The 18,314-nt window shown below is 58.4% G+C and carries 17 protein-coding genes; 9 read left to right on the top strand and 8 right to left on the bottom strand.

Annotated elements, in window-relative coordinates; translation table 11 throughout:
- Positions 1–179 precede the first annotated feature (179 nt).
- From cyoA to cyoE, 5 genes are read left to right on the top strand one after another with little or no spacing between them, the layout of a single operon-like run.
- Positions 180–1,124: a ubiquinol oxidase subunit II gene (cyoA, locus tag TU81_RS22105; RefSeq protein ID WP_038979055.1), complete on the top strand. Its 945-nt coding sequence runs from the start codon at positions 180–182 to the stop codon at positions 1,122–1,124.
- A gap of 3 nt (positions 1,125–1,127) precedes the next feature.
- On the top strand, positions 1,128–3,158 hold the full coding sequence (gene cyoB, locus TU81_RS22100; RefSeq protein WP_038979056.1) for a cytochrome o ubiquinol oxidase subunit I: 2,031 nt from the start codon (positions 1,128–1,130) through the stop codon (positions 3,156–3,158).
- A 3-nt stretch (positions 3,159–3,161) separates the two neighbouring features.
- The gene (locus TU81_RS22095) at positions 3,162–3,788 is read left to right on the top strand and encodes a cytochrome o ubiquinol oxidase subunit III (protein ID WP_038979057.1); all 627 of its coding nucleotides are present in this window, start codon (positions 3,162–3,164) and stop codon (positions 3,786–3,788) included.
- Complete coding sequence (cyoD, locus tag TU81_RS22090; RefSeq protein ID WP_048396513.1) at positions 3,789–4,124, top strand: cytochrome o ubiquinol oxidase subunit IV; 336 nt, start codon at positions 3,789–3,791, stop codon at positions 4,122–4,124. It begins immediately after the preceding gene.
- 11 nt (positions 4,125–4,135) lie between these two features.
- Positions 4,136–5,023 (top strand): heme o synthase, encoded by an 888-nt coding sequence (gene cyoE, locus TU81_RS22085; RefSeq protein ID WP_038979059.1) that lies wholly within the window; start codon positions 4,136–4,138, stop codon positions 5,021–5,023.
- Positions 5,024–5,100: 77 nt separating this feature from the next.
- Here the strand turns inward: cyoE and TU81_RS22080 are convergent, their stop codons facing one another.
- The 3 genes from TU81_RS22080 to TU81_RS22070 all read right to left on the bottom strand — a co-directional run bounded on the left by TU81_RS22080 (position 5,101) and on the right by TU81_RS22070 (position 8,182).
- Positions 5,101–5,805, bottom strand: coding sequence for a hypothetical protein (locus TU81_RS22080; protein WP_038979060.1), 705 nt, complete (start codon positions 5,803–5,805; stop codon positions 5,101–5,103).
- Between the two features lie 137 nt (positions 5,806–5,942).
- Entirely contained in the window at positions 5,943–7,469 is a 1,527-nt protein-coding gene (locus TU81_RS22075; protein WP_048396512.1) for a sensor histidine kinase, read from the bottom strand.
- Positions 7,466–8,182 carry a response regulator transcription factor gene (locus tag TU81_RS22070; RefSeq protein WP_038979062.1) on the bottom strand — a complete coding sequence of 239 codons (717 nt, stop codon included), beginning with the start codon at positions 8,180–8,182 and terminating at the stop codon, positions 7,466–7,468. Before TU81_RS22070 ends, TU81_RS22075 begins: the two co-directional genes overlap by 4 nt.
- Before the next feature lie 153 nt (positions 8,183–8,335).
- Between TU81_RS22070 and msrB the strand changes: the two genes are divergently transcribed.
- From msrB to msrA, 3 genes are read left to right on the top strand one after another with little or no spacing between them, the layout of a single operon-like run.
- Positions 8,336–8,851 carry a peptide-methionine (R)-S-oxide reductase MsrB gene (gene msrB / locus TU81_RS22065; RefSeq protein ID WP_038979063.1) on the top strand — a complete coding sequence of 172 codons (516 nt, stop codon included), beginning with the start codon at positions 8,336–8,338 and terminating at the stop codon, positions 8,849–8,851.
- 43 nt (positions 8,852–8,894) lie between these two features.
- On the top strand, positions 8,895–10,682 hold the full coding sequence (locus tag TU81_RS22060; protein WP_048396511.1) for a cytochrome c biogenesis protein DipZ: 1,788 nt from the start codon (positions 8,895–8,897) through the stop codon (positions 10,680–10,682).
- A 27-nt stretch (positions 10,683–10,709) separates the two neighbouring features.
- Entirely contained in the window at positions 10,710–11,417 is a 708-nt protein-coding gene (gene msrA, locus TU81_RS22055; protein WP_038979065.1) for a peptide-methionine (S)-S-oxide reductase MsrA, read from the top strand.
- A gap of 7 nt (positions 11,418–11,424) precedes the next feature.
- Here msrA and TU81_RS22050 read toward each other — a convergent pair whose 3' ends face one another.
- From TU81_RS22050 to TU81_RS22040, 3 genes are all read right to left on the bottom strand, one after another.
- Positions 11,425–11,829, bottom strand: a complete 405-nt coding sequence (locus tag TU81_RS22050; RefSeq protein ID WP_038979066.1) for a GNAT family N-acetyltransferase — start codon at positions 11,827–11,829, stop codon at positions 11,425–11,427.
- Positions 11,826–12,839, bottom strand: a complete 1,014-nt coding sequence (locus tag TU81_RS22045) for a sensor domain-containing diguanylate cyclase (RefSeq protein ID WP_038979067.1) — start codon at positions 12,837–12,839, stop codon at positions 11,826–11,828. The genes TU81_RS22050 and TU81_RS22045 overlap by 4 nt, the downstream gene beginning before the upstream one ends.
- A gap of 343 nt (positions 12,840–13,182) precedes the next feature.
- Positions 13,183–14,088, bottom strand: coding sequence for a LysR family transcriptional regulator (locus TU81_RS22040; RefSeq protein WP_038979068.1), 906 nt, complete (start codon positions 14,086–14,088; stop codon positions 13,183–13,185).
- A 102-nt stretch (positions 14,089–14,190) separates the two neighbouring features.
- Here TU81_RS22040 and TU81_RS22035 point away from each other — a divergent pair, with 102 nt between their 5' ends.
- Positions 14,191–15,366, top strand: a complete 1,176-nt coding sequence (locus TU81_RS22035; protein ID WP_048396510.1) for an aspartate aminotransferase family protein — start codon at positions 14,191–14,193, stop codon at positions 15,364–15,366.
- A 60-nt stretch (positions 15,367–15,426) separates the two neighbouring features.
- Here the strand turns inward: TU81_RS22035 and TU81_RS22030 are convergent, their stop codons facing one another.
- The gene (locus TU81_RS22030) at positions 15,427–15,954 is read right to left on the bottom strand and encodes a P-loop NTPase family protein (protein WP_038979070.1); all 528 of its coding nucleotides are present in this window, start codon (positions 15,952–15,954) and stop codon (positions 15,427–15,429) included.
- A 16-nt stretch (positions 15,955–15,970) separates the two neighbouring features.
- Complete coding sequence (locus TU81_RS22025; RefSeq protein WP_038979071.1) at positions 15,971–17,908, bottom strand: alkaline phosphatase D family protein; 1,938 nt, start codon at positions 17,906–17,908, stop codon at positions 15,971–15,973.
- Positions 17,909–18,314: the final 406 nt, after the last annotated feature.

Genomic DNA, 18,314 nt, shown 5'->3' with positions numbered 1-18,314 from the left:
AGGCCCTTGACCACGAATTCGAATAAGAACTCACCGCAGGCCCAGCAATTGTCGAATAGCGTCTGACGCGCGACGGGCAGGCCCTTATTCAATCCAAGAAAAATGCCAACCCTTGGCAGGGTGAAGTGTTGGCGATCAAAACCCAACTGCATTGCGCAAGCTGCTTTAGAGGTCGTGAGATGAGTAAAAACAGGTACCCCAGACTACTAGGCTTATTGCCGCTGCTCGGCACGTTGTTGCTGGGAGGCTGCAACATGACCTTGCTCGATCCCAAGGGCCAGGTCGGCCTGGATGAGCGAAACCTGATCATCACCGCAACGCTGCTGATGCTGTTGGTCGTCGTGCCGGTCATCGTCATGACCTTCCTGTTCGCGTGGAAATATCGCGCATCGAACACCAACGCTACCTACACCCCGAAATGGAACCACTCCACCAAGATCGAGATCGCGGTGTGGACTATTCCGGTGCTGATCATCATCGCCCTGGGTTACATCACCTACAAGTCGACCCACGCGCTTGACCCTTACAAGCCGCTGGAATCCGACGTCAAGCCGGTGACCATCGAAGTGGTCGCGCTGGACTGGAAGTGGCTGTTCATCTACCCGGAACAAGGCATCGCCACGGTCAACAAGATCGTGTTCCCGGCGCACACCCCGATCAACTTCAAGATCACTTCCGACGCCGTGATGAACTCGTTCTTCATCCCTGCTCTGGGCGGCCAGATCTACGCGATGGCGGGCATGCAGACCAAACTGCACCTGATCGCCAATGAGAACGCTGAAATGGACGGTATCTCCGCCAACTACAGCGGCGCGGGTTTCACCGGTATGAAATTCAAAGCGATCGCCACTTCCCAGGAAGATTTCGACGCTTGGGTAAGCGAAGTCAAAAAGGCACCTAAACAGCTTGAACAAGCTGAATACGCAGCCCTTGCCAAGCAGAGCCAGAACAACCCAGTCGAGCTCTACTCCTCGGTAACGCCGAACCTGTTCCAGATCATCGTAGACAAGTACGAAGGCATGAAACCGGGTCCGAAGGTCAAGCACGAGAAGAAAGAGAAAGAAGTGGCCGCTACGCAAGGAATGGACATGAACTCGCATTCAGCTGCCGGGGCAGAGGAGTAAACGATGTTTGGTAAATTAAGTTGGGAAGCGGTCCCGTTCCACGAACCGATCGTGATGATAACCATCGCCATGATCGCGCTCGGTGGTCTGGCACTGTTCGCTGCAATCACCTACTTCAAGAAGTGGACTTATTTGTGGACCGAGTGGCTGACCTCGGTCGACCACAAGAAAATCGGCGTGATGTACATCATCGTCGCCATGGTCATGCTGCTGCGTGGTTTTGCCGACGCCATCATGATGCGTACCCAGTTGGCCATGGCCACCGAGGGTTCGCCTGGCTACCTGCCGCCTGAACACTATGACCAGATCTTCACCGCTCACGGTGTGATCATGATCATCTTCATGGCGATGCCATTCTTCACCGGCCTGATGAACCTTGCAGTGCCGCTGCAGATCGGCGCGCGTGACGTTGCCTACCCGTTCCTGAACTCCCTGAGCTTCTGGCTGTTGGTTTCCGGCGTAGTGCTGATCAACCTGTCCCTGGGCGTTGGCGAATTTGCCAAGACCGGCTGGGTTGCCTATCCGCCGCTGTCGGGCCTGCAATACAGCCCGGGCGTGGGGATGGATTACTACATCTGGGCGCTACAGCTATCCGGGCTAGGTACGACGCTGACGGGGGTCAACTTCCTGGCCACCGTGCTGAAAATGCGTACCCCGGGCATGAAGCTGATGGACATGCCGATCTTCACCTGGACCTGCACCTGGGCCAACGTTCTGATCGTGGCTTCGTTCCCGATCCTGACCGCTACCCTGGCACTGCTGACGCTTGACCGTTACATGGATTTCCACATTTTCACCAATGAACTTGGTGGCAATCCGATGATGTACGTCAACCTGTTCTGGGCTTGGGGTCACCCCGAGGTTTACATCCTGATTCTGCCGGCGTTCGGGATCTTCTCCGAAGTCATCTCGACCTTCTCCGGCAAGAAACTGTTCGGCCACCACTCGATGATCTACGCCAGTGGCGCGATCTCGATCCTGGGCTTCATGGTCTGGTTGCACCACTTCTTCACCATGGGTTCGGGTGCCGGCGTCAACGCCTTCTTCGGTCTGGCGACGATGCTGATTTCGATCCCGACGGGGGTGAAGCTATTCAACTGGCTGTTCACCATCTACCAGGGCCGTCTGCGTTTCACCAGCCAAGTGCTGTGGACCCTGGGCTTCATGGTGACCTTCGCCATCGGCGGCATGACCGGCGTACTGCTGGCCATCCCGGGTGCCGACTTCGTTCTGCACAACAGCCTGTTCGTGATCGCCCACTTCCACAACGTGATCATCGGCGGCGCGGTGTTCGGTTACATCGCTGGCTTCGCTTTCTACTTCCCGAAAGCGTTCGGCTTCAAGTTGCATGAAGGTTGGGGCAAGGCTGCATTCTGGTTCTGGATCTCGGGCTTCTTCGTCGCGTTCATGCCGCTCTATGCACTGGGCTTCATGGGCATGACCCGTCGTCTGAACGCCACCACCAACCCTGAGTGGGTGCCGTACCTGTACGTCGCGATGTTCGGTGCGGTGATGATTGCCGTCGGTATCGCCTGCCAGCTGATCCAGCTGTACGTCAGCGTGCGTGATCGCAACAAGCCAGAGAACATGTGCGAACACGGCGACCCGTGGAATGCCCATACCCTGGAATGGTCGACCTCGTCGCCACCACCGTTCTACAACTTCGCTGTGCTGCCGAAAGCAGAAAGCATCGACCCGTTCACCGAAGCCAAGGAAAACGGTACTGCGTACCAGGCTCCGGCCCGTTACGAGCCGATCCACATGCCCAACAACACCGCGACCGGTGTGGTCATGGGTGCTCTGTTGACCGTGTTCGGTTTCGCGATGATCTGGCACATCTGGTGGCTGGCTATCGTCGGTCTGGTCGGCACCGTGGTGTACTTCGTGATCCACGCTGCACGTGATGATCAAGGCTATATGGTGCCGGTCGACGTGATCGAGCGCATCGAAGCCGAGCAGCACAAGCGTCTGGTAGCGGCCGGGAAAGTTCCAGCCACTGCCACCCGTGTTGAAACCTCGTTGGAACAGGCTTAAACCATGTCGAACTTAGTGACCAATGCTGGACACACCCATGTCGATGGACATGGGCATGATGACCATCACCACGACTCGGGCGAGATGACCGTATACGGTTTCTGGCTCTACCTGATGACCGACTGCATTCTGTTTGCGTCGATCTTCGCGGTGTACGCGGTACTGGTTAACAACGTAGCGGGTGGCCCGTCGGGCCACGACATCTTCGAACTGCCATACGTGCTGGGCGAAACCGCTCTGCTGCTGTTCAGTTCGATCACCTACGGCTTCGCCATGCTGGCGTTGTTCAAGGGCAAGAAGAACCAGGTGCTGGGCTGGCTGGGCATGACCTTCCTGTTCGGCGCCGGCTTCATCGGCATGGAAATCAACGAGTTCCACGTGTTGATCGCCGAAGGCTACGGCCCTAGCCGCAGCGGCTTCCTGTCCGGGTTCTTCACCCTGGTCGGTACCCACGGTCTGCACGTGACCAGCGGTCTGATCTGGATGGCGATCATGATGTATCAGGTGCAGAAGAACGGCCTGACGTCGACCAACAAGACCCGCCTGAGCTGCCTGAGCCTGTTCTGGCACTTCCTGGACGTAGTGTGGATCTGCGTATTCACGGTTGTTTATCTGATGGGGACTATGTAAATGGCTAACGCTCATTCCCACGATGGCCACGAAGCCAACCACGGCAGCGTCAAGTCCTACGCCATCGGCTTCATCCTGTCGGTGATCCTGACCGTCATTCCATTCGGTCTGGTGATGTACCCATCGCTGCCGAAATCGATCACCCTGTGGATCGTGCTGGCGTTCGCGGTTATCCAGGTGCTGGTGCACCTGGTGTACTTCCTCCACCTGGACCGTTCCGCAGCGCAGCGTAACAACGTGATCGCGTTTGTCTTCGCTGCACTGGTAATCGTCCTGTTGGTTGGCCTGTCGTTGTGGATCATGTTCAGCATCCACACCAACATGATGGCGAAGTGAGGTAAGTCCGGATGTCCTTGAAGCACTTTATCCAAATCACCAAACCGGGGATCATTTTCGGTAACGTGCTTTCAGTGGCAGGCGGATTTTTCCTGGCCTCGAAAGGGCATGTCGATCTGGCCATTTTCCTGGCCGCCATGATCGGCACGTCCCTGGTGGTGGCTTCCGGTTGCGTGTTCAACAACTGCATCGACCGCGACATCGACCTGAAGATGGAACGCACCAAAAACCGGGTGCTGGTCCAGGGCTTGATCTCCCTGAAACTGGCCCTGATTTACGCGACCGTCCTCGGCGTTGCCGGCGTCGCGTTGCTGTACAAGGTGGCCAACCCGTTGGCCGCGCTGTTCGCGGTAATCGGTTTCGTCATCTACGTCGGCTTCTACAGCCTGTACCTCAAGCGCAAGTCGGTTCACGGCACGCTAGTGGGTAGCCTGTCGGGGGCGATGCCACCGGTGATTGGCTACGTGGCTGTGACTAACAGCTTCGACATGGCCGCACTGACGCTGCTGGTGATGTTCAGCCTGTGGCAGATGCCGCATTCCTACGCCATCGCGATCTTCCGCTTCAACGATTACCTGGCTGCATCGATTCCGGTGTTGCCGGTGAAGCGCGGGATACAAGTGGCCAAGAAGCACATCCTGCTCTACATCCTGGCGTTCCTCGTAGCGACCTTGATGCTGACCTTCAGTGGCTACGCCGGCATGAGCTACCTCGCCGTCGCCGCGGCCATGGGCATGTACTGGTTGTACATGGCCTGGACCGGTTACAAGGCAGTGGATGACACGGTCTGGGCACGCAAGCTGTTCGTGTTCTCGATCTTCACCATTACTGCGTTGAGCGTGATGATGTCGCTGGATTTTAAAGTGCCGAGTGAGCTATTGCTGACTTACGCGCCTTAAGCTTCGGATGCTGTAAAGAAAAGCCCCGCCTTCGAGAGAAGAGCGGGGCTTTTTTGTTTAGCGTTTAGCGTTTAGCGTTACTGCGCGGCGATGCTGTAGCCGTCGAACGCGGTTTGCTGCTGAAGCGCGGTGATGATGTTCTTGCGGTTGACTGCTTGTTCGGCCCCGGCATTGTCCAGGAACGTTTCGCTTTCCAGCTCGGCTTCATCGCCTTCGCCGACGAAAGTGAAGCCCAGGAATTCCAGCGCTTCACGGTCAACGTTCAGGCGCGAGCGCGGGGTGCGCAGGGGCAGAGTGACGCTGATGCCGTCCTTGCTGATGGTGAACACTTCGACTTCTTTCTTGGCGCGAGCCGCTTTGCTCTTGCTGCTGCTCGGGTTGCTGATGGCTTGGTGAGTCTGGTTCAGTACCTTCAGCGCCAGGCCATAAACGATTTCCTGGAACGCCGGATCGTCCTTGAAGCTGGACAGAATGCGGCTGATCGAGAATTTGCTGCTCAGGTCTTCCAGGGCGGCGATGTCGGCTGCTTCGGCGTCTTTCAGTTGCTTGAGTTCGCCCATCAAATCGTAGGCTTTGTCGTCGTCGAAGCTGTCATGAGCCTGGCGAATCGCGGCACGCAACTCGCGGATCTGGTCGCTTTCCCGGGTGGATTGAAAAGCGTCCAGAACCATCTCGCTGATGGTCTTGGCCTGAGGCACATGCTGTGAAAGATTGATGGAGTTTTCGTATTCCGCTTTGGACGACAAGGTGACTACGGATTCAGCGGTGTTGGAATCGGACATTGAAATTTCACTACTTCTTTAACTTGGATTGAGGCGAGAAAGCACGAGGCCTTTTCAGGCCGCCTAATCTATTGGACCGAGGCTGCGTTGTCACGGATCAACAGGCGGCTGGTCAGCATTTTTGCCAGCGCCGTCGACTATTTCTCCATCGAATTTATATTCATCGAGCGAACCACCCATTGTTCCGCCGTTTGCTCATCCACCGGCAAGGAAAAGCGAAAGGTCGCGCCGCGTCCGGGCACATCGATCAGTTCTATCTCGCGACCGTGCAACTGCAGGATTCGGTGCACGATCCGCAGCCCCAGTCCGCCATCGCGTCGTGCGCCGCCGATGTTGAACGGACGCAGAAACAGACCTTCGCGCAACTCGGGGGTGATGCCGGGGCCGGTGTCGCTGACGGTCACTTCGATAAAAGCCCCCTGAGGGCGGAGGCTGAGTTCGATTTCTCCGCCTTGAGGGGTGTGACGCAGGGCGTTGTCGAACAGATTGGTCAGCACCCGTTCGATCAGCCCCAGATCTGCGCAGGCCGCCGAGACGTTGGGGGCGAAGGTGGCCTTGAGTTCGATCTGGCGCGATTCGGCGCTGAGTTCGAATTTCTGAAAGATGTCCTGCACCAGATCGGTCAGGGAGAAGCGCTCCAGCACCGGTTGCACGAAGCCGTGCTCCAGCCGCACCAGTTCCAGCAGCGATTGCGCCAAGCCGCCGACCTTGCGGCTTTGATCCAGGGCGATTCCCAGATAGCGGCGGCGGTCGGCAGGGGACAACGTGGCGTCCTTGAGTGACAGGGTTTCCAGATAGCCGTGCAGCGAGGCCAGTGGTGTGCGTAGGTCATGGGATATGTTCGCCACCAGTTCGCGACGTTCCTGATCCTGGCGGGTCAGCGAGCGCCATTGTTCGCCGAGGCGCGCTTGCATCTGCCGGAAGGCGGCGTCGAGTACGGCAATTTCATCGTGGCTGGCGGCTTTTTCTACCGGCTCTGGCTCGGGCGAGGCGGGCGGTGCCGACGGAACACCATTGATATCGAACTGACTGACTTTCTCGGTCAAGCGGCGCAATGGCCGGGTGATCAGGCCAAATGCTGTGAGGCCGGCAATCAGGCACAGCAACGCCACCAGCCCAATGGACAACAACGCGGTATTGAGCGCTGCGCTGGTGGCGCCGCGTTCGGCGAAGCGGTCATGCTCTTCGCTGAGCAACACCACATAGAGATAACCGGCCGGTTGACCGTTGACCCGCAATGGCGCGGCGCTGAACACCTTGCTGCCATCGACGCTGCGCGGATCGTCGCCGAGAATCGGCAGGGCCTCACCTTTGAGCAAACGCTGGATCGGCGCCAGATCGACTTGCTCCCGGCGAATCCGGCCTTCGGGCGCGGCGCTGCCGACAATTCGGCCCCCAGTGTCCAGCAGATAGACCTCGACACTGGGGTTGACCAGCATCAGCTGGCTGAACAGTTCGCGCACGGCATTGGGCATCGGGCCATTGCGGTCCATTAGCACCGTGTCGTGGGCGATGTGTTGCGCCAGATCCCGCGACAACCCTTGCACCACTTCCAGTTCATGCATCTGGTTGGAGCGCACCTGCATCCATGCCGAGGTGCCGCAGCACACCAGCAACAGCACGGCGAACACCAGGGACAGGCGTTGGGTCAGGGTCAACCTCATGGCTGTTCTCCGCTCGTCGCGAATTTGTAACCACGTCCCCACACGGTGAGGATGCGCGCCGGTTGCGCCGGATCGGCTTCGATCTTGGCCCGCAGGCGGTTGATGTGGGTGTTGACCGTGTGCTCGTAGCCTTCATGGCTGTAGCCCCACACCGCGTTGAGCAAGTCCATGCGCGAGAAAACCTTGCCGGGCTGACGGACGAAAAAGTACAGCAGGTCGAACTCCCGCGGCGTGAGGTCAAGACGACGGCCATCGAGGGATACTTCACGTGTGATCGGGTCGATGGAGAGGCCGTCCGTGATCAGGCTGCCAGCGTCCATTTTAAGGTTGCGGGCCATGGCGTCGACCCGTCGCAGCAATGCTTTGACCCGTGCAACCAGCTCTAGAATGGAGAAGGGTTTGGCCAGGTAGTCGTCGGCACCGAGTTCCAGCCCCAGAATCCGATGGACTTCGCTGGAGCGCGCACTGGTGATGATGATCGGCGTGTAGCGGGCCATGGCCCGGGCGCGGCGGCAGATTTCCAGGCCGTCGACGCCGGGCAGCATCAGGTCGAGGATCAATGCGTCCCAGCTTCCTTGCTGCAGCAGTCGCATGCCCTCATCGCCGTCGGCGCAGTGCACCACCTCGAACTGCTCATCGCGAAGATGCAGGCAGATAAGGTCGGCGATATGCAGGTCGTCCTCGACCACCAGGACGCGTTTGGTCTGTTCCATGGAGCTCAATCCTTTGTGACGCAATGAACACATTGTGCGGGTTTTCCTGAGGCTGAGTTATCACGAATTATTTAACTCCTCGTGAGGATTTGGCGATCAACTCAAGCCTAGGCTGTGTTCCATGCAAGGCATCTGGAATTTTGGAGAAGGCCCATGTTTTCACGGCGACAGTTTCTCGTAGCAAGCGGCGGGCTGGGGGCTGCAGCCCTGGTGGTCGGTGTATTGCCAAAATTTTCCGCAAGCGTCGCGCTGATCGATGAGGCCCGCGCGGCAGAGGTTTTCGAGGTGACCCACAGCGACAGCGAATGGCGCGCCATGCTCAGCGCCGAGCAGTACGAGATCCTGCGTGAAGAGGGCACCGAACGGGCCTACAGCAGCCCGCTGAACAACGAGCATCGGGAGGGCGTTTTTGCCTGCGCCGGTTGTGATCTGCCGTTGTTTTCTTCCGACACCAAGTTCGACAGCCGCACTGGCTGGCCGAGTTTCTGGGCGCCACTGGACAACGCGGTCGCCACCCGTCAGGACCGCTCCTTCGGCGTGCTGCGCGAAGAGGTCCACTGCCGTCGTTGCGGTGGTCACTTGGGTCATGTTTTCGAAGACGGGCCAAAGCCCACCGGTCTGCGCTACTGCATGAACGGCCTGGCGCTGACTTTCAAGCCACAGGCGTAATCCATGGGCACTTCCTTTCACTCACTTCACGCAGGTCGACGTTATGTGGCTTCTGGTCCTCGCTTATCTCGGTGGTGTGCTGACGATCGTCAGCCCGTGCATTCTGCCGGTATTGCCCTTTGTCTTCGCTCGCACCGGGCAGCCGTTTATGAAGAGTGGCTTACCGCTGCTGGCGGGGATGGCGCTGACCTTCGCGCTCGTCGCCTCGTTGGCGGCGGTGGGCGGCGGCTGGGTGGTGCAAGTCAATCAGTACGGTCGCTGGCTCGCGTTGCTGTTCGTTGCACTGTTCGGGCTGACGCTGTTGCTGCCTCGGTTGGCCGAGCGCCTGACGCGTCCACTGGTGGCGGCCGGCGGTCGGCTGTCGGAAGCCGCGGCTGCCGATACCCGGCCGCGTCCCGGCGCTTCGTTGCTGATCGGTGTTGCCACAGGCCTGCTCTGGGCGCCTTGCGCCGGGCCGATTCTGGGCCTGCTGTTAACTGGCGCGGCGCTGCAGGGGGCAAACATTGCCACCACCTTGTTGCTACTGGCTTACGCGGCCGGCGCCGCCACCTCTCTCGCCGCGGCACTGCTACTAGGCGGTAAAGTCTTCGCCGCGATGAAGCGCTCGATAGGCGCAGGCGAGTGGCTGCGTCGAGGCTTGGGGGGCGCGATGCTGGCCGGTGTGGCGGCAATCGCTTTGGGGCTGGATACCGGGATTCTGGCGCGGGTATCGACAGCCTCCACCGGCGATATCGAGCAGGCGTTGGTAAGCCGATTCGCCGGTAAGTTGCCGACCGACAGTGGGGCGATGATGTCGCAGATTCCACGGGGCGGCGATCAACCCGCCGGCAGCATGAAAATGACCGCCAAGATACCGGGCGAACTACCGATTGAAGGCAACCTTCCATCGCTGGACGGCGCTGTGCAATGGCTCAATTCACCCCCTCTCACCGCCCAGGCCTTGAAGGGCAAGGTTGTGCTGGTGGATTTCTGGACTTACTCCTGCATCAACTGCCTGCGCACCCTGCCGTATGTGAAGGCCTGGGCCGAAAAGTATCGTGATCAGGGCTTGGTGGTGATCGGCGTCCATACGCCCGAGTTTGCCTTCGAACGTGATGTAGGCAACGTCACCAAAGCCATGAAAGACCTGGGCATCACTTATCCGGTGGTAATCGACAACGACTATAAGGTCTGGCGTGCTTTCAACAACCAATACTGGCCAGCCCACTATTTTGCCGATGCTCAGGGGCGCATTCGTTATCACCACTTTGGTGAAGGCAAATACGCCGAATCGGAGCGAGTGATTCAGCAACTGCTGCGTGAAGCGGGTGCCGCGAAAGTCGCGGACGGGTTGATCAATGCTCGTGCCGAGGGTGTCCAGCTCGCCCCGAACATGAATGAAGTGCGATCGCCGGAAACTTATGTCGGCTACCGACGGGCGGAGCATTTCGTTGCTGAAACCGATCTGGCGCCAGACAAGGTGACGGCCTATAGCCCACCGGCACAGCTGGCCCTCAATAACTGGAGCCTGGATGGCCAATGGACTGTCGGTCCAGAGCGGGCTGTTTCAAACGCACCGGCCAGTCGTATCGTCTACCGCTTCCACGCTCGCGATCTGCATCTGGTATTGGGCCCCGGTGCTGACGGCAAACCGGTGCGTTTCAAAGTGTTGATTGACGGCAAGCCCCCAGGTGATGCCCACGGTGTCGACGTGGCGCCCGATGGCAGCGGCAGCGTCACCGAGCAGCGGTTGTATCAACTGGTACGCCAGACCGCAGGCGTAAAGGACCGGACATTCAGCATTGAGTTTCTCGATCCCGGTGTGTCGGCGTATGCGTTTACGTTTGGCTGATAGCCTCATTCACTCAGGACACAAGCCATGAAAACCCTATATAACTGGCGTCGCACCCTGTTGGGATTGGCCGCCGCCAGTGTTATCGGTCAGTGCGCAGCGTTCTCTATCGGAGGCGCCGAAGAGGCGGTCATCATTTCGCCACCAACGCTCGACGAGAACACTCAAGCGCGCAGTGAAACGGCAATTTTTGCGGGTGGTTGCTTCTGGGGCGTCCAAGGGGTATTTCAACACGTCAAAGGGGTGAAGAACGCCGTCTCCGGTTACGCGGGCGGCACAGCCGACACCGCTCAATACGAGCGGGTCAGCAATGGCGATACCGGTCATGCGGAGGCCGTCGAAGTCACCTACGATCCGGCTCAAGTCAGTTATGGCAGCCTGTTGCAGATCTATTTCTCGGTGGCCCATAACCCCACCGAACTCAACCGCCAGGGGCCGGACCGCGGCACCCAGTATCGATCGGCGCTTTTCCTGAAAAGCGCTGAACAGCAACGCGTCGCCCAGGCCTACATCGCGCAACTCGACGCCGCCCATTCGTTCAATAAACCCATCGTGACCAAACTGGAAACCTACAACGGCTTCTACCCGGCGGAGGAGGAGCATCAGGACTTCCTGACCGAGCACCCGACGTATCCCTACATCGTGATCAATGACCTGCCGAAAGTAGCGCAGTTGAAGCAGTTGTATCCGGATCGGTATCGGGAGAAGCCGGTGTTGGTGAAGGCTGGTCAATAGTGATTGGCTACTTCAAGCGCGAGCGTTCCATCGCAATGGTCGACGTTTCAAAGCCCAGCTTTGAAAAGAAATCCGAGGCGCCTTCACGGCCTGCTCGCAGAAGCCAGGTAATGGCGGTGTTGTCGCCCATGACATGCTCAACCAGGGCGCGACCGACGCCTTCACGTCGAGTTTGTCCGCACACGACAACCATCGACAGATAACCGTTGGACAACCCGTCGGTGATACCTCGGGCAAACCCGACGATGCGGGAGTCCTTTATCGCAAGAGCTGTACGTTGGGAGTTAGCGATCAACTGCGCGAAATGCTCAACTGAGCCGGTGCGGTGAGCCCAACCATTCTCGCCAAGAAAAAGACGCACGGATTCCACGTCCGAGGGCCGCACATCACGAACAAGCACGGGAATATTCATCCCGAAATCACATTCTTACCTGCGATCTTGGACCGATACAGCGCCTGATCGGCCCTGGCCAGCAAGCCGGTCTGTTGTTCTTCTTCAAAACGTTGCACCACGCCAAAACTCATGGTGACTTGATAGTCCCCGACCGGCAGCAGGCTCGACAAACCGTGACGGATTCTTTCAGCGAGTGCCCTGGCGTCTGCTAACAAAGTATTGGGCAGGATCATGATGAACTCGTCACCACCCCAGCGCGCTAACAGATCGCCTTCGCGCACGCAGTGCTTCACGCTCTCGATCACCTGCACCAATGCCGCATCACCCAAGGCATGGCCGTAGTGATCGTTGATGTTTTTGAAGTCATCGATGTCCATGGCGATCAATGATAGCGGCTGGCGAAAGCGTTGGGCGCGGTCGCATTCCTGGGGCAGGGCTTTTTCCAGTCGATAGCGATTGGCGATGGAAGTCAGCACATCGGTTTCCGCCAGTTTGCGATTCTCTTCGAGTTGAATCTGCAGCTGCTGATTGACCCGAGACAATTCCCGGGTGCGTTCTTCGACGATGGCTTCGAGGGATTGATTGCGTCGTTCCATTTCTTCGAACAGGCGTTTCTTGTCTTCGATACTGCGGTGCGCGCCGACCATTCGCGCCACCGAACCATCGGCATTACGTGCCAGCACGTAGCCGCGATCTTCGATCCAGGTGTAAGTGCCATCGCGCATGCGGCAGCGATACTCGGCTTGATAACCGGGAGCGCGCTGATTGAGGTAGTCATCAAACAGTGCCATGACCCGCGAAAAATCGTCGGGGTGGATCACGTTTTCCCAGGTCAGCACGTTGTTATCCAGAGAATGAGGCGTATAGCCGAGCATCTCGTACCACCCGGGGTTGCGATAAACGAACCCGGTGTTGGCATTCCAGTCCCAGATGCCATCGCTCACCAGTTCCAGAATGGTGTGCAGCATGTCTTCGTTAAAATCTGACAGATTGAACTTCAACGGCTCGATATTCGATGCCTCACCCATCATCGGTCTCCCTGCCGAACTGATATCAACGTGACTCGTCAGTCGAGGAGATTAGTTCATGGGGTATTGCCCCTGCTAGGGGGCGTTCTCAATTAGTTTCCCCGCCGCGTTGTCGCCTTAAAGCGGGCCAGGCAAGGCGCAGGCCGCTGGGAATGGTTGTTCCCTTTCCAAGGCCTGCAACGCAGCCTGGCCCGTTTTAAGGCACAACCCGAAGGGCCGGGCCTGCTGTTGTGCAGGGCTGCGTTGCTCGAAGCTTATTTGGAATGACCAAACCACGCTTCTCGCGCCTTGCCCTGCACAACAGCAGACCCGGCGCGGTGGGGAAACTAATTGAGAACGCCCCCTAATGCTGGCCCCACCTCTGCAGCGCAAAGTCGACGAAGCTGCGCAATTTCGGCAAACGGTAGCGGTCCTGGGCGTACACCAGGTTCATCGGCCGACTCGGCAATTGGTAGTCCTGCATCAAGGCCACCAGTTTTCCGTCCTGAAGGTCCTGCTCCACCAATGCATCGGGCACCATCACGATACCCATACCGGTGCGCGCCGCTTGGTGCAGCCCCGCCGAACTGTTGATCAACATCGGTCCGCTGACCGCCACCATGACTTCGCCTTCGGGGCCTCTCAGACGCCATTGTTTGGCTACCGAGTGCCAGTCATCTCCGGCCGGGTAGGCGAAGGCCAGGCAGTCATGGTGTTGCAGGTCGGCGGGCTTTTCCGGAGTGCCTCGGCGCGCCAGATAGTCCTTCGATGCGCACAGGGTCATCGTGTAGTCGATGAGCGGGCGGGCGATCATGTTGGACATCTCGGAAGTGCCCAAGCGAATCGCCACATCGAAACCGTTGTCGAGCAGATCCAGGCGCTGGTTGGTCAAAACGACGTCGAGTTTGACCTGCGGACAGCGCAGGGCGAATTCGCTCAGGGCCGGTGCCAGCCGTTCGGTGCCGAAGGTCAGCGGCGCGGTGATGCGCAAGGTGCCGCTCGGCTCGTCGAGGGTCTGTTCGGCCAGGCGTTCGGAATCGGCCACCAGCCCCAATACCTCGAGACAACGTTGATAGTACGACGTGCCGAATTCCGTCAGCCGCTGGCGTCGTGTCGTACGGTTAAGCAGGCGCACACCCAGACGTTGCTCCAGGGCTCGAAGATGATTGCCGACCATGGTCGTGGACATTTCACACTGCAAAGCGGCGGCGGTCATGCTGCCGGCTTCCACCACTCTTACGTAAACGGTCATTGCCTGGAACAAATCCATTATCAAGCTCAGCTTTAAAATGATTGAAGTGTTGCAGTGTTTATCCAGCTCAGGTGGCTAACCATACTGCAAAAACACCGACTATTAATGGAGTTTGATGTCATGACCGCCGCCTGCCTGATGAGTACCTACCAACCCTTGGCCCTGAGCTTCAGCAAAGGTCTGGGCACGCGCTTGTGGGATCAGGCCGGTCGCGAATATCTGGACGCGGTGGCGGGCGTGGCGGTGACCAATGTAGGCCATTCCCATCCGCGAATTGTGTCGGCCATCAGCGAACAGGCCGGGCTGTTGTTGCACACCTCCAACCTGTACAGCATCGACTGGCAACAGCAGCTGGCACAGAAACTGGTTCGGTTGTCTGGCATGGACCGGGCGTTCTTCAATAACTCTGGCGCCGAAGCCAATGAAACCGCGCTGAAACTCGCGCGGCTTTACAGCTGGCACAAAGGCATCGAGCAGCCGCTGGTGGTGGTCATGGAAAACGCCTTTCACGGTCGTACTCTTGGCACCTTATCCGCCAGTGACGGCCCGGCGGTGCGCCTGGGGTTTAACGAATTGCCGGGGGACTTCATTAAAGTGCCATTCGGCGACCTCGCAGCGCTAGAGGCGGTGCAACATGCCCACGGACCGCGCATCGTAGCGATCCTGATGGAGCCGATTCAGGGCGAAAGCGGTGTGCAAGTGGCGCCACCCGGTTATCTCAAAGCGGTACGTGAACTGTGCAACCGGCGCGCCTGGCTGCTGATGCTCGACGAGATCCAGACCGGCATCGGCCGCACCGGCCAGTGGTTTGCGTTCCAGCACGAAGGCATCATCCCGGACGTCATGACCCTGGCCAAAGGCCTCGGTAATGGCATCCCTATTGGTGCCTGTCTGGCCCGGGGCAAAGCAGCCGACCTGTTCACCCCCGGCAGCCACGGCAGCACGTTTGGCGGAAATCCGCTGGCGTGCCGGGTGGGGTGCACTGTGCTGGAGATTATTGAAGAACAAGACCTGCTGGAAAACGCCAAACTGCAGGGTGAACGCTTGCTCGCCAGATTGCGCATCGAATTGGCCGATGAACCCAACGTCCTGGCGATTCGTGGCCAGGGCTTGATGATCGGCATCGAACTCAAACAACCGATCCGCGACCTGACCCTGATCGCCGCCCGGGATCACGGCTTGCTGATCAACGTGACACGGGGCAAGACCATACGCCTGCTGCCACCGTTGACGATTGATGAGCGGGAAGTGGAGATGATTGTCAGAGGGGTGTGTCGGGCGGTGAGCGCAGCCTGACTTCTCTTGGATATGCGCATTCCCCAGAATCGGTGTCTGCGCCAGTGGAATCAGGAACGATCAGTCGGTTTGTTCCATCGTACTAACGAAAGCCGTGACTTCAGCCCGGTTCATCAGTTGAAGTTTCGAAGCACTAAACCCTTCGAACAAACGCTGATGCGCGACAAATCCACTGGACCCTTCACGAGTACGGTAGCTGCCGGCCCACTCCAGTAACGCGATCAGCAATTCGTCATTGTCGTCCCGCTTCGACTCTCGCAGGCGAATATTATTGACGCAGTCTTCATCCTCCAGACACAGCCAGATCAGCGCCGTCGCCTGCTCCACAAGCTCACTGACCATCCAGTCGTAAACGCCCTCAATAACCCAGCGTTCTTCACTGGCTGCCACCCGCGCCATTCCCAGCGCTTCGGCGCGTGGACGAGCGATGCTGTGTTCATCGGATATCCAGTGAGTCAGGTCGAGATCGATCCAGGGTACTTGCAGGTGCTCGGCCAGACGTTTGGCCAACCAACTCTTGCCCGAACCGGAGTTGCCGATGATCAGGGTTCGGGTGAGGTTGATGGTGTGCAGGTAATAATTGCTCATGGCAACTCGGGCAAAGTCATTCAACCGCTTCGGAAATTTCAGGCGCGATCATCCGCGTCTTCGGCGATCCATCCGCATTGAATTGATAAATATCCTGCGGCTGGCCCTTTTCATTGAAGAACACTTGGCCGATCCCTGCCGAGTTCCACAGCCGTTCCCCGGCTTCGGCGTGTTCGGGAATGTGCGGAACAATGCGCATGCGCCGGCGCTTGGTCAGCCAGTTGAGGGGCGAGCGGGGCGAGTAGAGCCAGCGGTTGAGGCGGTCGAACCATTCGAGCAGGGCGGGCGGGAATTCGTTTTTAATGCCGCTGCTGGTGATCTGCCAGATTCGTGGGCCGGCCTTGCGGTGTCGGATCAGTACTTCGTAGACGAAGGAATAATGCACATCACCGGACAGCACCACGTAGTTACCGGGAGTGCGGGAGTGTCGGAAAATGTTCAGGATCACTTGGGCCGCGCCGCGATGGGCCATCCAGTTTTCCGCGTCCACCAACAGCGGATAGCCGCACCAGCTAAACACTCGTTGCACGGTTTCGATCAGTTTGACGCCGAAAATCGGTGCCGGCGAAACGATGATCGCCGAGGGATGATCGAGCAATTCCTGCTGCAGCTCGCTGAGCGCTTCCCAATCCAGCAGGCCGGACGGTTGCTTGAGCGTCATCTCGCTGCGCCAGCGCCGAGTGCGTGTGTCGAGCACCACCAGTGCCGGGCGGGTGGGCAGCACGTAATGCCACTTCTGAAAGCTCAGCAGCTCATCGATCAAGCTATCCTGGACATCGCTGTCGAGGTAATGGTCTTGCCCAGTGGCACTCAATAGCCGGGTTTTCTCCAGCATGCCGCCAAACGCGTCCGGGTTGTTGCCCCAGCCTTGGCACAGCATATAAGCGAGCAGTGCGTTGCCGATGATGCGCTTGGAGAACGGATGGCCGTAGGCCGTTTCCTCCCATTGCGCGGAAAGATTCCAGTCATCGGTAATGTCGTGGTCGTCGAAAATCATCAGGCACGGCAGATGCGCCATCGCCCGCCCAACACCACCCAGTCCTTTCTTGAACTCATCAATGCGCGTCTGCTCCAGGGCATAACGCTTGCGTCGTTCGGGCGTCAGTGCCGGTGGTTGCGGCGCGATCAGTGTCCAGGACGTTGGCGACCATACCAATAGGTACATGGCCATGACCTCGGCGAAGGTCACCAAATGATTGTCGGCGCTGCTACTGGTAAAAATCGGCTTACGCGCTCCACCGAAAAATCGTTCGCGCAGGGTTTCGTTGCTCTCAAGCGCCGGTAACAAATCCGCACGATGGTAGTAACTGGCCGGGTGTTCATAGAGCCTGGCGCTGTCGCTGACCACCGCACCGTCGAGGTGTTCGTCGAACAGTCCCAGACGCTCGATCAAGGCATGAATCGACCGCAACATTGGCCCCGCGACATCGTCCGCGTACACCTGATCGCCGCTCATCATTAATAGCGCGGGGCGCTTGCAAGCGTCCGGCTCGGACTCCAGCAGCCGATCGACGCACAACAAACCATCGGCCGCCGGATGGTGAGGTTTACGGCAGGAGCCATGCAGCAACTGATCGATCCGCGAGCGCAACACGAAATTCGGGCAACGCGCTTCGCCATATAGTAGATGAGGCGCCCATTCGCGGATGCCCGACTGAGCGCCATCCGCTTCGGTGATCAGCAGGTCGTACTCGATCAACGTGTCGCAGGGCAGGGCGGCATCCAGTGACACATCAATCAAATGAACGAAGGCATGAGTACCGACCGGGATGATCGTGCATTGCCCCGCGTCGAAGCGGATGTCGATTCCTTGCAGACGCAGCGTCAGCGTCAGCGCACGCGACCCCACCAGCCACAGCAGCAGTCGCGTGGGTTCCAGGCGCCGTAATAGCGGGCCGACGAGGACTGGTGGCAATGGAGAGTGATCGGCGGGCAATGGCAAAGGTACGGACATCCTGGTTAAAGACTCTTGGTGCAGAGAGGCGGGCGATGATAGCGCAGACGGTGGCGAGGATTGTCTGATGGCCAATGGCTTATGCCTGAATCTGGGGTGTCGATGAGTAAAGCAAGGACTGCTTATAGAAGCAGAAATCAGTACTCGCCTTGAGGCGCTTTGCTAAGGGGAAAATTAATCGCAACAGGTGGTTGACCACGAAATAAAATGCTGTACTATTCGCCTCCCGCTAACGAGAGATCGAAAGCGCAAGTGGTTGAAGTTGTTGAAGAATTCTTCGAAAACTTCTGAAAATAACCGCTTGACAGCAACAGAGGCTGCTGTAGAATGCGCGCCTCGGTTGAGACGAAAGATCTTAACCAACCGCTCTTTAACAACTGAATCAAGCAATTCGTGTGGGTGCTTG

It is taken from the genome of Pseudomonas lini (genome assembly GCF_001042905.1).
GTDB classification, from domain to species: Bacteria; Pseudomonadota; Gammaproteobacteria; order Pseudomonadales; family Pseudomonadaceae; genus Aquipseudomonas; species Aquipseudomonas lini.
Note: the sequence above shows the minus strand (reverse complement) of the source record. Positions and strands in the feature narration are given on the sequence as shown.

Excerpts from the sequence above, each read along its gene's own strand:
- TU81_RS22070 (WP_038979062.1), bottom strand. The coding sequence starts at position 8,182 with ATGGAACAGACCAAACGCGTCCTGGTGGTCGAGGACGACCTGCATATC.
- TU81_RS22030 (WP_038979070.1), bottom strand. The coding sequence starts at position 15,954 with ATGAGCAATTATTACCTGCACACCATCAACCTCACCCGAACCCTGATC.
- cyoB (WP_038979056.1), top strand. The coding sequence starts at position 1,128 with ATGTTTGGTAAATTAAGTTGGGAAGCGGTCCCGTTCCACGAACCGATC.
- msrB (WP_038979063.1), top strand. The coding sequence starts at position 8,336 with ATGTTTTCACGGCGACAGTTTCTCGTAGCAAGCGGCGGGCTGGGGGCT.
- TU81_RS22075 (WP_048396512.1), bottom strand. The coding sequence starts at position 7,469 with ATGAGGTTGACCCTGACCCAACGCCTGTCCCTGGTGTTCGCCGTGCTG.
- TU81_RS22050 (WP_038979066.1), bottom strand. The coding sequence starts at position 11,829 with ATGAATATTCCCGTGCTTGTTCGTGATGTGCGGCCCTCGGACGTGGAA.
- TU81_RS22035 (WP_048396510.1), top strand. The coding sequence starts at position 14,191 with ATGACCGCCGCCTGCCTGATGAGTACCTACCAACCCTTGGCCCTGAGC.
- cyoD (WP_048396513.1), top strand. The coding sequence starts at position 3,789 with ATGGCTAACGCTCATTCCCACGATGGCCACGAAGCCAACCACGGCAGC.
- TU81_RS22060 (WP_048396511.1), top strand. The coding sequence starts at position 8,895 with ATGTGGCTTCTGGTCCTCGCTTATCTCGGTGGTGTGCTGACGATCGTC.
- cyoA (WP_038979055.1), top strand. The coding sequence starts at position 180 with ATGAGTAAAAACAGGTACCCCAGACTACTAGGCTTATTGCCGCTGCTC.
- TU81_RS22080 (WP_038979060.1), bottom strand. The coding sequence starts at position 5,805 with ATGTCCGATTCCAACACCGCTGAATCCGTAGTCACCTTGTCGTCCAAA.
- TU81_RS22040 (WP_038979068.1), bottom strand. The coding sequence starts at position 14,088 with ATGGATTTGTTCCAGGCAATGACCGTTTACGTAAGAGTGGTGGAAGCC.
- cyoE (WP_038979059.1), top strand. The coding sequence starts at position 4,136 with ATGTCCTTGAAGCACTTTATCCAAATCACCAAACCGGGGATCATTTTC.
- msrA (WP_038979065.1), top strand. The coding sequence starts at position 10,710 with ATGAAAACCCTATATAACTGGCGTCGCACCCTGTTGGGATTGGCCGCC.
- TU81_RS22025 (WP_038979071.1), bottom strand. The coding sequence starts at position 17,908 with ATGTCCGTACCTTTGCCATTGCCCGCCGATCACTCTCCATTGCCACCA.
- TU81_RS22045 (WP_038979067.1), bottom strand. The coding sequence starts at position 12,839 with ATGGGTGAGGCATCGAATATCGAGCCGTTGAAGTTCAATCTGTCAGAT.
- TU81_RS22095 (WP_038979057.1), top strand. The coding sequence starts at position 3,162 with ATGTCGAACTTAGTGACCAATGCTGGACACACCCATGTCGATGGACAT.